The organism is Streptomyces sp. NPDC058307 (assembly GCF_042880295.1).
In the GTDB taxonomy this organism is placed as follows: Bacteria; Actinomycetota; Actinomycetes; order Streptomycetales; family Streptomycetaceae; genus Streptomyces.
In genome coordinates, this window is the sequence record NZ_JBHVYZ010000028.1 from 20,613 (window position 1) to 32,711 (window position 12,099).

Here is a 12,099-nt window from a genome sequence, read left to right on the forward strand (position 1 = left end):
GATAGATGTGGAGCCCCCTCTATTGACCCCCGAGCAGATACGGGACGACGGACATGAGCGCCCCAACCCCGGCACCCGGTGACGACAGGCCCCGCGAGGGCTACTACCCGGACCCGTCCATTCCTGGATATGTCCGTTACTGGAACGGTGCCTCCTGGGTGCCGGGCACCAGCCGTCCCGCTCCGGCGGCCGGTGAACCGCTCGCCGCGCCGGCCGGCGCGGGCTCCGAGCCGGGCCCGTCCCCGGTGGAGGAGACGGGCCCGCACTTCTTCGACGAGGACCCGGCCGGGGAACCCCCGCACCCCGACACCCAGCACGGCAGCCGCCCGGAACCCGCGACCGCGTGGGCCGCCGACCGGGCCCACCAGGCGGGCTTCGGCGGCGAGCAGGACCGCCGGGTGTCGTGGGGGTCCCCGCAGGCGGCCGCGCAGGCTCAGGGGATTCCTCAGCAGGGGGCCCAGCAGGGGCCGCAGGGCGCTCAGCACGGCGGGCCGCAGACTCCGCGGGGCGCCGACCCCAGGGTGCAGGTGCCCGGTCCGGGGCGGCCGGCCCACGGTTCCGCCCCGGCCCAGCCGGACGGTCACGCGGCCCGTACCGACGGCACGGCCACGATCCCGCCCGTCGAGCCGGACGAGGACGGCGGCACCCGGGTCTTCCGCAGGCCCACGGCCGGGTCCGGGGGAGCGGGGACAGCGGGGGCGGCGGAGGCAGCGGGGGCGGCGGGGGCCGTCCAGCAGTCCGACGACGGCACCATGAAGTTCCGCGCGGTCTCCCCGCGCACGGCGCAGCAGGGCGGGGGTCGGGGGGCGCAGAACGGAAGCACACCCGGACCCGGGTATTCCGGCCCCGTCGCACAGGGCGGCCAGGGCGGCCAGGGCGGCCGGGGCGCCGGTGTGCAGCCCTCCGCGGCCGGTGGTTCCGCCGCCGCCGAGGCCCCGGGTTTCGGTGCCGGCAAGGCCGCCGCCGAGCGTGCCGCGGCGGCCGGTACCGCGGGTCCCCAGGGACCGGCCTCCGTCCCGACCCCTGGCCGGTCGCCGCAGGGTGTCCCGCAGCAGGGCGGCCCCCAGCAGGCCGTCAGCCCCCAGCAGGCCGTCGGAGCCCAGCCCGCCGGAGTTCAGCCGGCCGCCGCCCCCATGAGCCCCGGCCCCGGTGGCGGTCAGCCCTCCTGGGCCCAGCAGGTGCACCGGCTCGCCGGGCCCGACGAGGAGCAGCCCGTCCCCTGGAAGCCGCCGGTCGAGGACATCTTCCAGGCGGCCGCCCGCCGCCAGTCCTCGGCCAGACCCGCGGGCCTCGGCAAGCGCCTGGCCGCGCGCCTGCTCGACACCCTGGTCGTCGGTGCCGTGACCGCCGTGGCCGCCGTTCCCCTCGGCACCAAGGCGGCCGACCACATCAACGAGAAGATCGACGCGGCCAAGCTCTCCGGCGAGACCGTGACGATCTGGCTGCTGGACGGCACCACGTCCGTGTACCTCGGCATCGTGGTCGCCGTGCTCCTCGTCGCCGGCGTCCTGTACGAGGCGCTGCCCACCGCCAAGTGGGGCCGCACGCTCGGCAAGAAGCTGTTCGGCCTGGAGGTGCGGGACATCGAGGGCCACGAGCCCCCGTCCTTCGGCGGGGCCGTGCGCCGCTGGCTGGTCTACAGCGTCCCGGGCCTGCTCGGCATCGGCCTCGTGGGCGTCGCCTGGTGCCTGTTCGACCGGCCGTGGCGCCAGTGCTGGCACGACAAGGCGGCGCATACGTTCGTGGCGGGCTGAGCGGGTCCCGCGGGCGACGTACTTGATTCGGTACTCCGGACGGCCGCTCGCCGGATGCGGAGCCGGGGGGTTCGCGGTCGACTCGGTCCATGAGCAGTGAACCGCCTCCCGGCTCCGGCCAGCAGCCGCCGGACGACGACCCGTTCAGGAAGCAGCCCCCGCCCGCCGAGGGGTCGGGATCGCCGTACAGCACACCACCCCCGCCCTACGGGGGCACGCCCGGCGGCGACCCGTACGGCGGTGGTTCCTACCCCACCGACCCGCTGGCCGGCATGCCACCGCTGGCGCCCAGTGGCCGGCGCACGCTGGCCCGGATCATCGACATGATCCTGGTGGTGATCGTCGTCGGGCTGATCACCTGGGGCCTCGGGGTGAACGAGTACGACGTGAACGGCGACAACATGCAGTACGGCAAGTCGTTGGCCCAGTCGGCGCTCGCCGCGCTGCTCTACATCGCCTACGACACCGTCCTGATCACCCGGTCCGGGCAGACACTCGGCAAGAAGTGGCTCGGGATGCGGGTGGCGAACCTCGAGAACGGCTCCACGCCCTCCGTGCAGAACACGCTGATCCGCTCGGCGGTGCTGTGGATCCCGTTCGCGTTCTGCTGCGCCTGCATCTGGACGGCCATCTCGGGCGGCTGGAGCTACTTCGACAAGCCGTACAAGCAGGGCCTGCACGACAAGGCGGCGAAGACGGTGGTGGTCAGCACGGACTGACCCGGGCGGGCCCGGGCTGCCTCCTGGGTCGGCGGAGTCCGAGCACGTCCTCGGGGCGGCGCGTGTCCGGGATCGGCGTGGCTGGGAGCGCCGAGCCGTCGGTCACGGTGGCGAACGCGACCAGTGCCCGGGCCCGTCCTGCCGACCCAGGGGGCGGACGGACCCGCTCACCGCGACGACGCCGGGCTTGACCGGACGAACGCGACTGGCGCCCCGACCGCCCGGACGAACCCGGTGACGGGAGGAGCACCCGGCTCGGCGAACGCGAGATCCGGGCCCCGGCCCGCCCCGATGCCCCCCGGGGCCGATCTGGAGCACCCGGCTCGGCAGACGTGAGCTGGTCCCGCGAACGCGGCTGGCCCCGCGGCCCGCTCCGACGAACCGGTGACGGGGAGGAGCACCCGGCTGCGCGGACCCGGGGTCGACCCAGAGCACCCCGCAACCCGCACCTTGCACCCCGCTCAAGCCAACGCAGTGCTCAGGCGGCCGTCTTGGAGCTCGTGGCCGCCGCCGGTACCGGCTCCTCCGCCGGGCGGTCGGCGGGCCTGCTCAGGGCGACGACTCGGGGCTTCGGCTGGGGCACCGTCATGGCGACCAGCAGGCCGAGGGCGAGCGCCGAGACCGCGATGACCGCGGTCCCCACGGCCGAACTCGTCTGTGACAGCAGCAGCATGGCGAGCGTCGAGAAGATGACGGTGATCGAGCCGTAGGCGATCTGTGCGGCGGTCGGACGAGGCATGGCAATCGTGTCCTCGGAATCGGGGGTCCACGGGGGGCGTCGGCCTGGCATTCCGCCGACATCCGGGCGTTCCGCCGATCGACTCTAATCGCCTGTTTGCCCGAGTGGAACGAACAGTAAGCGTGACCTAACCAACAGTGCCGGAGCACAGGGGGCGCACGGAGTCATGGCGTCCATCAAGTGGACGGTCGTGCGCGCCTGTCGTGTTGCAGTCACGTGTCCGCAATACGAACACCGGCTCCCGATAATGCACTTGGCGGGTCCAAGTCAAGATCTGTCTTTTCTCCCCAACCTTTAGTCAAATACGGGTCACTTGCCTGATAGGGGAGAGGTACAAGTGACGCACAGATCCTGGACGTTCAGGACGGCGGCGACCGTCGTCGCCCTCGCGGCCGCCTCGGCCACGTTCTCGACGTTCGCCGTGGCACAGGCCGCGGACACCACGTCCACGAAGGCCTCCGCGGTCGACCGCAACGACCCGCAGCCGGCGAAGGCCAGGGAGCACGACTTCGACGGCCCGCTGACCAAGACCCAGGAGGCGCAGCGGAAGGAGGCGCTCGACCAGGTCATTTCCGGGGACGCCGCAGTGAAGAACCGCAACGGCTCCCAGGTGGTCGAGCTCAAGGGCCGCAAGGGCGACAGCAAGTACGTCGAACTCGGCCGGGAGAAGACCGACAAGATCTTCACCATCCTGGTGGAGTTCGGCGACCAGGTCGACCCCCGCTACGGCGGCACGGCCGGCCCGCTGCACAACCGGATAGCCAAGCCGGACCGCAAGCAGAACAACAGCACCGCCTGGCAGGCGGACTACAACCAGGCGCACTTCCAGGACCTGTACTTCGGCACCGGCAAGAAGACCGAGTCGCTCAAGAAGTACTACGAGAAGCAGTCCTCGGGCCGCTACTCGGTCGAGGGCGAAGTGACCGACTGGGTCAAGGTCCCCTACAACGAGGCCCGTTACGGCTCCAACAAGGCGTCCACCGGCGCCTGGTACGCCGTGCAGGACGGCGTCAACGCCTGGGTTGCCCAGCGCGAGGCCGCCGGCGACACCGCCGCCGAAATCCGCGCGGAACTGGCCCAGTTCGACCAGTGGGACCGCTACGACTTCGACGGCGACGGCAACTTCAACGAGCCCGACGGCTACATCGACCACTTCCAGATCGTGCACGCCGGCGAGGACGAGTCCGCGGGCGGCGGCGCCCAGGGCGAGGACGCCATCTGGGCGCACCGCTGGTACGCCTTCGGCAGCGACGCCGGCTCCACCGGCCCGGACACCAACAAGCTCGGCGGCACCCAGATCGGCGACACCGGCGTCTGGGTCGGCGACTACACCATCCAGCCGGAGAACGGCGGACTCGGCGTCTTCGCCCACGAGTACGGCCACGACCTGGGCCTGCCCGACGAGTACGACACCTCCGGCGCCGGCGAGAACTCCACCGGCTTCTGGACGCTGATGTCCTCCGGCTCCTGGCTAGGCACCGGCAAGGACTCCATCGGCGACCTGCCCGGCGACATGAACGCCTGGGACAAGCTCCAACTGGGCTGGCTCGACTACGACGTGGCCAAGGCCGGCAAGCGGTCCAGCCACAAGCTGGGCGTCGCGGAGTACAACACCAAGAACCCGCAGGCGCTCGTCGTCCAGCTGCCGAAGAAGACGGTCAGCACCTCGGTGGTCACCCCGGCGCAGGGCGCCACCCAGTGGTGGAGCGGCAGCGGCAACGACCTGCGCAACACCCTGACCCGCCCGCTCGACCTGACCGGCAAGTCCTCGGCGGCGCTGACCCTCGACGGCTGGTGGGACATCGAGCAGGACTACGACTACCTCTACACCGAGGTCTCCACCGACGGCTCCAACTGGACGCCCATCGACGGCACCCTGGCCGACGGCACCGCAATCCCGCGCGACGGCAGCGGCAAGCCGGCCCTCACCGGCTCGGTCGACGCCCACCAGAAGCTGACCTTCCCGCTGAACGCCTACGCGGGCCAGAAGATCCAGCTGCGCTTCCGCTACCAGACCGACGGCGGGGCCGCCCTGAAGGGCTTCGCGGCCGACGAGATCACGGTGACCGCCGACGGCGCGACCCTGTTCTCCGACAACGCCGAGACGGCGGACGCCGCCTGGACCGCGAACGGCTTCTCGCGCATCGGCGCCTCGATCACGGACGAGTACGCGCAGTACTACCTCGCCGAGAACCGCCAGTACGTGTCGTACGACAAGGTGTTGAAGGTCGGCCCGTACAACTACGGCTTCTCGACGACCCGTCCGGACTGGGTGGAGCACTACGCCTACCAGAACGGCCTGTTGATCTGGAAGTGGGACACCTCCCAGGCCGACGACAACACCAGCCAGCACCCGGGTACGGGTCTGATCCTCCCGGTCGACTCCCACCCGACCGCCCTCAAGTGGTCCGACGGCACGCTGATGCGCAACCGCATCCAGGCCTACGACTCGACCTTCAGCTGGTACCCGACGGACTCGGTCACGCTCCACAACGCCGACGTCCCGACGAAGATCAAGTCCAAGCCGGGCGTCCCCGTCTTCGACGACGGCACGTCGAGCTACTACGACGCGTCGAACCCGTTCGCGGGTGTCAAGGTCACTGACACCGACACCCGGATCAAGATCGTCAAGGAGCCCCTGAACGGCTCGACGATCACGCTCCAGGTCGGACATTCGGCCAAGAAGAAGTAAAACCGCAGGTCAAAAGCGTATCGGCGGCAACCCCTGGCGGGTTGCCGCCGATCGTGTTTAGGTGCGTCCTGTGGCTTCCTTATTGACACCGACGCACACGGGGGTGTGACCCGCATGGCCGCAGGAGGTTTCTGCAAGCTGCCGAACGGCAGGGTGGTGGTGGCGCTGAACCTGCCCCGCCCGCCCGCCGACGGCTACGGCAGTGTGCGGGTACTCGTCCACGCCCACAACCGGGCGCGCGCCCTGACCAGGCTGCGCAACCTGGGACTGCGCGCGGTGTACCTGCGCGGCAACGGCGCGCCCCCGACCCCGGACGAGGTCACGGCCGTACTGCACCATCCGGACGGGCTGATATGGCGTACCGCCCCTGACAACGCTGTCGTGGGCGGTCCCGAGCTGGCCCAGGAGCTGTGGCATCCGATCAGGTCCCTGCTGAGGAGGCCGACAGCACCGGCCTGAGTGCCCGTGCCGGGCCCGGGGAGGCCTTAGACGACCGGCTTCCCGGTCAGCTCCACGCCCGCCGCGCGCAGCTCCTCGAGCGCCCGCTCGGTCGTCGCCTCGGCGACTCCGGCGGTGAGGTCGAGGAGGACCTGCGTACGGAAGCCCTCCCGGGCCGCGTCCAGCGCGGTGGCCCGTACGCAGTGGTCCGTGGCGATCCCGACCACGTCGACCTCGGAGACCTCGCGGGCCCGCAGCCAGTCGGCCAGTGACACGCCGTTCTCGTCGGCCCCCTCGAAGCCGCTGTACGCCGCGGCGTACGCCCCCTTGTCGAAGACCGCGTCGATCGCCCCGGAAGCGACGGCCGGCGCGAAGTTCGGATGGAACCCGACCCCCTCGGTCCCGGCGACGCAGTGCGCGGGCCAGGAGTGCACGAAGTCGGGGTTGTCGGCGAAGTGGCCGCCGGGCGCGATGTGGTGGTCGCGGGTGGCCACCACGTGCTGGTAGCCGGAGCCCGCCGCCTGCCCGATCAGCTCGGTGACGGCGGCGGCCACATCGGCACCTCCGGCCACCGCGAGACTGCCTCCCTCGCAGAAGTCGTTCTGCACGTCGACGACGATCAAGGCGCGGCGCATGGTGGGTGTCCTTCGACTAAGAGTGAACTTACGAGCCTAGAGACTTCGGGGACCGTGCGGGAGGGGGCGTGGGCGGGCGCGTTCGGCACGACACCCGCCGGACAAGGCCTAGCTACCCGTACGCCCGTGGACATACTCCGTCGGAATGACCGGCTCCCCGCGCGAGAGCTGCGTCGCCGACAGCGGCAGGTTGGCCCGGGCGGCGGCATGCCGGTCCCGTACGACGTCCAGCGGCTCGCGGGCCACGACTTCGCCGCCCTTGACCAGCTCCACCAGCAGCTGCCGGTCCGCGAGCCCCGCCGGAACCGGCCCGGTGCCCACCACCTCGGCCTCCGCGAACCCCTCCGCGTCCAGCCGCCGGGCCGCCCACTTGCGGCCGCCGACCGAGGTCTTGCCCCCGGACGACTTCTTCGCGACCGGGATCAGCGGCGCCTTCGGATCGTCGGACTCGGCGCGCGCGACCAGCTTGTAGACCATCGAGGCGGTCGGGTGCCCGGAGCCGGTCACCAGCTGGGTGCCGACGCCGTACGCGTCCACCGGGGCCACGGCCAGCGAGGCGATGGCGTACTCGTCGAGGTCGGAGGTGACGATGATCCGCGTCCGCTCGGCGCCCAGCTCGTCCAGCTGCTGCCGCACCCGGTGGGCGACCAGGAGCAGGTCGCCGGAGTCGATGCGCACGGCCCCCAGCTCGGGCCCGGCCACCTCGACGGCCAGGCGGACGGCCTCCGTCACGTCGTAGGTGTCGACGAGCAGGGTGGTGCCCCGGCCCAGCGACTCCACCTGGGCACGGAAGGCGTCCCGCTCGTGGTCGTGCAGCAGGGTGAAGGCGTGGGCGGAGGTGCCCACCGTGGGGATGCCGTAGCGGAAACCGGCCGCAAGGTCGGAGGTGGTGGCGAAACCGCCCACGTAGGCGGCGCGGGCGGCGGCCACGGCGGAGAGCTCGTGGGTGCGGCGGGCGCCCATCTCGATCAGCGGCCGGTCACCCGCGGCCGAGGACATCCGGGAGGCGGCCGCGGCTATCGCGGAGTCGTGGTTGAGGATCGACAGGATCACGGTCTCCAGCAGCACGCACTCGGCGAAGGAGCCCTCCACCCGCAGGATCGGCGAGCCCGGGAAGTACACCTCGCCCTCCGGGTAGCCCCAGATGTCGCCGCCGAAGCGGTAGGTGGCGAGCCAGTCCAGGGTCTCCTCGTCGACGATGGAGCGCTCGCGCAGGAAGCCGAGGACATCGGCGTCGAAGCGGAAGTTCTCCACCGCGTCCAGCACCCGGCCGGTGCCCGCGACGACGCCGTAGCGCCGCCCCTCCGGCAGCCGCCGGGTGAAGACCTCGAACACGCTGCGCCGTTCGGCGGTACCCGCCTTCAGCGCGGCCTGCAGCATCGTCAGCTCGTACTGGTCCGTGAAGAGTGCCGTCGAGGGAACATCCACCGGCAGCCCAAGGTCCGCTGTGTTCATAACAAGAGATGCTACCCCACTTCGCGTCAGTGTGACGATTTGTGGGGTGCGTGGCAGCATGGGCCGTGTGACGTCACCCGCTCCCGTAGAGATCGAACGCACCGAGTCGGCGGAAGAGGTCTTCGCCGTCCCCGAGCCGGACGTCCCCTGGGTCACGATCGTGCACAACGACCCCGTCAACCTCATGAGCTATGTGACCTACGTCTTCCAGACGTACTTCGGCTACTCGAAGGACAAGGCCACCAAACTGATGCTCGACGTCCACCACAAGGGCCGGGCGGTCGTCTCCAGCGGAACCCGCGAGGAGATGGAACGCGACGTGCAGGCCATGCACGGATACGGTCTGTGGGCCACCCTCCAGCAGGACCGGAAGTAGCGACAGACCCTGATGCCCGGAACCTTCGAACCGCTCCCCGGCGGCGGCGCGGCCGTCGCCCTCGACGACGTCGAGATCTCCATCATCCGCTCGCTGGCCGTCCAGCTCCTGGAACTCATCGGGCCCGGACCCGCCGAGGACACCTCCGGCGACCCGCTCGCCGAGCTCTTCGCGGAAGGCCCGAGCGAGCCGCCGTCCGACCCGGTGCTCAAGCGGCTCTTCCCGGACGCCTACAGCGATCCGGAGGGCGCGCCCCGGGCCAAGGAGGCCGAGGAACAGCGGGCGTACTCCTCGGAGTTCCGCCGCTACACCGAGAACGACCTGCGGGCCGGCAAGCGCGAGAACGCCCTCGCGGTGGTCCGTTCCCTGGACGCGCTGCGCTCCGCGGGCGACGGCGGGGCGGTCCTCAAGCTGTCGACCGCCGAGTCCCGGCAGTGGCTCAGCGCCCTCAACGACCTGCGGCTCGCGATCGGCTCCCGCCTCGACATCACCGACGAGGAGGACACCGACCTCCTCTACCGGCTCCCGGACGAGGACCCCCGTAAGCCGATGGTGATGGCGTATCTGTGGCTCGGCGGTCTCCAGGAGACTCTCGTGACCACCCTCATGCCCTGAGATGTGACGGTTTCGTGCCCGCTTTTGAGGGTGATGTGTTCGCTCAGAGGACGCTCAAATCCGGATAACGATCACGTCACCGCACTGACGGCTTTCGTGCCGTCCGCGCGCCCTTTGTCCGCTTCTTTCTGTGCTCTGCGCCACATCGCGCCCAGGTGATCAGTCGTGCGGCCGTGATAAATCTTCACGACCGCCCGGCGAACACCATCCGTATGTTCGGCCGGGTGCGCCACCGAGCCGGCAACCGCCGGCCAGGCACGACTCCATCAATCCGGGGGGATCGAGAACCGGTCCGAGGCCGACGAGAGGCCCGGTCCGGTATGGAGAAAGGCGCACCACCACATGACCTCCGCTCAGGTCGAAGACAACGGCTCAGGCCCGGAGAAGGCCCCGAACGCCTCCGAAGAGGGGTACGAGCGCGGACTCGGCAGCCGCCAGGTCCAGATGATCGCGATCGGCGGCGCCATCGGCGTCGGCCTCTTCCTCAACGCCGGGGCGAACATCGCCAAGGCCGGTCCGAGCCTCATCCTGATGTACGCCGTCGCCGGCGTGATCATCTTCTTCATCATGCGGGCACTGGGCGAACTGCTGCTCTACCGCCCGGTCTCCGGCTCCTTCGCGGAGTACTCCCGCGAGTTCCTCGGCCCGTTCTTCGGCTACTTCACCGGCTGGACCTACTGGCTGCTGTGGGTCGTCACCGGCATGGCGGAACTCACCGCCGCCGCGATCTACGTCAACTACTGGTTCCCCGCCGTCCCGCAGTGGACGACGGCCCTGGTCTTCCTGGTCGTCCTGTTCGTGGCGAACCTGATCTCGGTGAAGCTGTTCGGCGAGATCGAGTTCTGGTTCTCGATGATCAAGGTCACCGCCCTCATCGGCATGATCGTGACCGGCCTCGGCGTCCTCACCTTCGGCTTCAGCGCCGCCGGCGACACCGCCGCGGTCTCCAATCTCTGGGCCTTCGACGGCTTCTTCCCCAAGGGCGTCGGCTCGTCGCTGATGACCCTGCAGGGCGTGATGTTCGCCTACCTCGCCGTCGAGCTGGTCGGCGTCACCGCCGGTGAGTCCGAGAACCCCGAGAAGACCCTCCCCAAGGCGATCAACACCCTGCCGTGGCGTATCGGCCTCTTCTACGTCGGTGCCCTCACCGTCATCCTGTGCGTGGTCAAGTGGACCGAGTTCGCGGCCGGCGTCAGCCCCTTCGTGAAGGCCTTCGCCGTGATCGGCATCCCGGCGGGCGCCGGCATCGTGAACTTCGTCGTCCTCACCGCGGCCCTGTCCTCCTGCAACTCCGGCATGTACTCCACGGGCCGCATGCTGCGCACCCTCGCCGACAGCGGAGAGGCACCGCAGGCCTTCAACAAGCTCTCCGTCACCCGCACCCCGGCGCTGGCCATCACGGTCTCCGTGCTCTTCATGGGCATCGGCGTGGTGCTGAACTACGTCGTGCCCGAGAAGGCCTTCGGATACGTCGTCTCGGTCGCGACCGCCGCGGGCATCTGGACCTGGCTGATGATCCTGATCAGCCATGTCCGCTACCGCCGCGAGGTCGTGGCAGGGCGCCTGCCCGCCTCCTCCTTCCCGGCACCGGGCGGCTCGGTCGGCAGCTGGATCGCCATCGTCTTCCTGCTCTTCGTGACCTGCCTGATCGCGAAGGACGCGGACTCGCGGGTGTGCCTGTACGTGATGGCGGGCTGGGCCGCGGCGCTGGGCGTGGGCTGGGCCGTGCTGAAGTCCCGTCACCCGCAGATCGCGGACCGGCGCGAGCCGGAGTTCGAGAAGGTCTCCGGATAGCCGGACAGCCGGACAGCCGGACAGAACAGAACGTCCGGCATATGGGCTGCCCCGTACCACTCCTCGGTACCGGGCAGCCCTTCTGCTTATCCTGACCACCATGCTGACCATCACCCAGGCCCTCGTCGACCAGATCGTCGCGCACGCGCGCAAGGACCACCCCGACGAGGCGTGCGGAGTCGTCGCGGGACCGGCCGGGTCGGACCGCCCCGAGCGCTTCATCCCGATGCTCAACGCCGCGATGTCACCGACGTTCTACGAGTTCGACTCCGGCGACCTGCTCAAGCTGTACCGCGAGATGGACGACCGCGACGAGGAGCCGGTGGTCATCTACCACTCCCACACCGCGACCGAGGCCTACCCCTCCCGCACGGACATCTCCTACGCCAACGAGCCCGGCGCCCACTACGTCCTCGTCTCCACCGCCGACACCGACGGCCTCGGCGACTTCCAGTTCCGCTCCTACCGGATCCTCGACGGCGAGGTCACCGAGGAGGAGGTCACGGTCGTCGAGTCCTACTGATCTCGCGATCCGGTCGGGAACGATCCAGTATGCGAGATCACACTCCGGGATCCGGACCGGGAATCGATACGATGAGCCCATGGTTCTGAACGACGTGAGCGAGAAGACGCCGGGCATCCTGCTCGTGGCGCGGCTGCACGTCGACCTGTGCAGGCTGAACAGCGCCATCTGTTGACCTTCCCTGCCGCCGTACGGCCGTGAGCCGCGGCGCGCGTTCGCCGTGCGCCCACCGACCAGACCACTTTCCGACAGGAGCCCGCCACCATGGCCATCGAGGTCCGCATCCCGACCATCCTCCGCACCTACACCGACGGCCAGAAGGCGGTGGAGGGCAACGGGAACACCCTCGCCGAGCTCTT

The 12,099-nt window shown here is 70.2% G+C and carries 12 protein-coding genes; 9 read left to right on the forward strand and 3 right to left on the reverse strand.

Going from position 1 to position 12,099, the window contains the following annotated elements:
* The first annotated feature begins 53 nt into the window (after nt 1-53).
* Both ACFVYN_RS20975 and ACFVYN_RS20980 read left to right on the forward strand, forming a co-directional pair.
* Nucleotides 54-1,754 carry an RDD family protein gene (locus tag ACFVYN_RS20975; RefSeq protein WP_390000704.1) on the forward strand — a complete coding sequence of 567 codons (1,701 nt, stop codon included), beginning with the start codon at nt 54-56 and terminating at the stop codon, nt 1,752-1,754.
* Nucleotides 1,755-1,843: 89 nt separating this feature from the next.
* The gene (locus ACFVYN_RS20980; RefSeq protein ID WP_390000707.1) at nt 1,844-2,473 is read left to right on the forward strand and encodes an RDD family protein; all 630 of its coding nucleotides are present in this window, start codon (nt 1,844-1,846) and stop codon (nt 2,471-2,473) included.
* A gap of 478 nt (nt 2,474-2,951) precedes the next feature.
* On the opposite strand, the gene ACFVYN_RS20985 is transcribed toward ACFVYN_RS20980, so the two are convergent.
* The gene (locus ACFVYN_RS20985; RefSeq protein WP_390000710.1) at nt 2,952-3,212 is read right to left on the reverse strand and encodes a hypothetical protein; all 261 of its coding nucleotides are present in this window, start codon (nt 3,210-3,212) and stop codon (nt 2,952-2,954) included.
* Between the two features lie 337 nt (nt 3,213-3,549).
* Here ACFVYN_RS20985 and ACFVYN_RS20990 point away from each other — a divergent pair, with 337 nt between their 5' ends.
* Together ACFVYN_RS20990 and ACFVYN_RS20995 are read left to right on the forward strand one after the other, a co-directional pair.
* Nucleotides 3,550-5,904 (forward strand): immune inhibitor A domain-containing protein, encoded by a 2,355-nt coding sequence (locus ACFVYN_RS20990; RefSeq protein WP_390000713.1) that lies wholly within the window; start codon nt 3,550-3,552, stop codon nt 5,902-5,904.
* 114 nt (nt 5,905-6,018) lie between these two features.
* Nucleotides 6,019-6,363 (forward strand): hypothetical protein, encoded by a 345-nt coding sequence (locus ACFVYN_RS20995; protein ID WP_390000716.1) that lies wholly within the window; start codon nt 6,019-6,021, stop codon nt 6,361-6,363.
* Nucleotides 6,364-6,389: 26 nt separating this feature from the next.
* Here ACFVYN_RS20995 and ACFVYN_RS21000 read toward each other — a convergent pair whose 3' ends face one another.
* Nucleotides 6,390-6,977 carry an isochorismatase family protein gene (locus ACFVYN_RS21000; RefSeq protein ID WP_390000719.1) on the reverse strand — a complete coding sequence of 196 codons (588 nt, stop codon included), beginning with the start codon at nt 6,975-6,977 and terminating at the stop codon, nt 6,390-6,392.
* Between the two features lie 108 nt (nt 6,978-7,085).
* Entirely contained in the window at nt 7,086-8,432 is a 1,347-nt protein-coding gene (locus ACFVYN_RS21005) for a nicotinate phosphoribosyltransferase (RefSeq protein WP_390000721.1), read from the reverse strand.
* 58 nt (nt 8,433-8,490) lie between these two features.
* On the opposite strand from ACFVYN_RS21005, the gene clpS reads away from it, so the two are divergent.
* The 5 genes from clpS to ACFVYN_RS21030 all read left to right on the forward strand — a co-directional run bounded on the left by clpS (nt 8,491) and on the right by ACFVYN_RS21030 (nt 11,915).
* A complete protein-coding gene (gene clpS, locus ACFVYN_RS21010; RefSeq protein WP_053848598.1) occupies nt 8,491-8,808 on the forward strand; it encodes an ATP-dependent Clp protease adapter ClpS in 318 nt (105 codons plus the stop codon).
* A 12-nt stretch (nt 8,809-8,820) separates the two neighbouring features.
* On the forward strand, nt 8,821-9,423 hold the full coding sequence (locus tag ACFVYN_RS21015) for a DUF2017 domain-containing protein (protein WP_390000723.1): 603 nt from the start codon (nt 8,821-8,823) through the stop codon (nt 9,421-9,423).
* 342 nt (nt 9,424-9,765) lie between these two features.
* Entirely contained in the window at nt 9,766-11,217 is a 1,452-nt protein-coding gene (locus ACFVYN_RS21020) for an amino acid permease (protein ID WP_390000725.1), read from the forward strand.
* Nucleotides 11,218-11,317: 100 nt separating this feature from the next.
* Nucleotides 11,318-11,740 carry a Mov34/MPN/PAD-1 family protein gene (locus ACFVYN_RS21025; protein ID WP_390000727.1) on the forward strand — a complete coding sequence of 141 codons (423 nt, stop codon included), beginning with the start codon at nt 11,318-11,320 and terminating at the stop codon, nt 11,738-11,740.
* A gap of 79 nt (nt 11,741-11,819) precedes the next feature.
* A complete protein-coding gene (locus ACFVYN_RS21030; protein ID WP_020940333.1) occupies nt 11,820-11,915 on the forward strand; it encodes a putative leader peptide in 96 nt (31 codons plus the stop codon).
* Nucleotides 11,916-12,099 lie beyond the last annotated feature (184 nt).

What these genes read in the sequence shown, in the direction of transcription:
- ACFVYN_RS20975 (WP_390000704.1), top strand. Translation starts at nt 54, where the DNA reads ATGAGCGCCCCAACCCCGGCACCCGGTGACGACAGGCCCCGCGAGGGC.
- ACFVYN_RS20980 (WP_390000707.1), top strand. Translation starts at nt 1,844, where the DNA reads ATGAGCAGTGAACCGCCTCCCGGCTCCGGCCAGCAGCCGCCGGACGAC.
- ACFVYN_RS20985 (WP_390000710.1), bottom strand. Translation starts at nt 3,212, where the DNA reads ATGCCTCGTCCGACCGCCGCACAGATCGCCTACGGCTCGATCACCGTC.
- ACFVYN_RS20995 (WP_390000716.1), top strand. Translation starts at nt 6,019, where the DNA reads ATGGCCGCAGGAGGTTTCTGCAAGCTGCCGAACGGCAGGGTGGTGGTG.
- ACFVYN_RS21000 (WP_390000719.1), bottom strand. Translation starts at nt 6,977, where the DNA reads ATGCGCCGCGCCTTGATCGTCGTCGACGTGCAGAACGACTTCTGCGAG.
- ACFVYN_RS21005 (WP_390000721.1), bottom strand. Translation starts at nt 8,432, where the DNA reads ATGAACACAGCGGACCTTGGGCTGCCGGTGGATGTTCCCTCGACGGCA.
- clpS (WP_053848598.1), top strand. Translation starts at nt 8,491, where the DNA reads ATGGGCCGTGTGACGTCACCCGCTCCCGTAGAGATCGAACGCACCGAG.
- ACFVYN_RS21015 (WP_390000723.1), top strand. Translation starts at nt 8,821, where the DNA reads ATGCCCGGAACCTTCGAACCGCTCCCCGGCGGCGGCGCGGCCGTCGCC.
- ACFVYN_RS21020 (WP_390000725.1), top strand. Translation starts at nt 9,766, where the DNA reads ATGACCTCCGCTCAGGTCGAAGACAACGGCTCAGGCCCGGAGAAGGCC.
- ACFVYN_RS21025 (WP_390000727.1), top strand. Translation starts at nt 11,318, where the DNA reads ATGCTGACCATCACCCAGGCCCTCGTCGACCAGATCGTCGCGCACGCG.
- ACFVYN_RS21030 (WP_020940333.1), top strand. Translation starts at nt 11,820, where the DNA reads ATGGTTCTGAACGACGTGAGCGAGAAGACGCCGGGCATCCTGCTCGTG.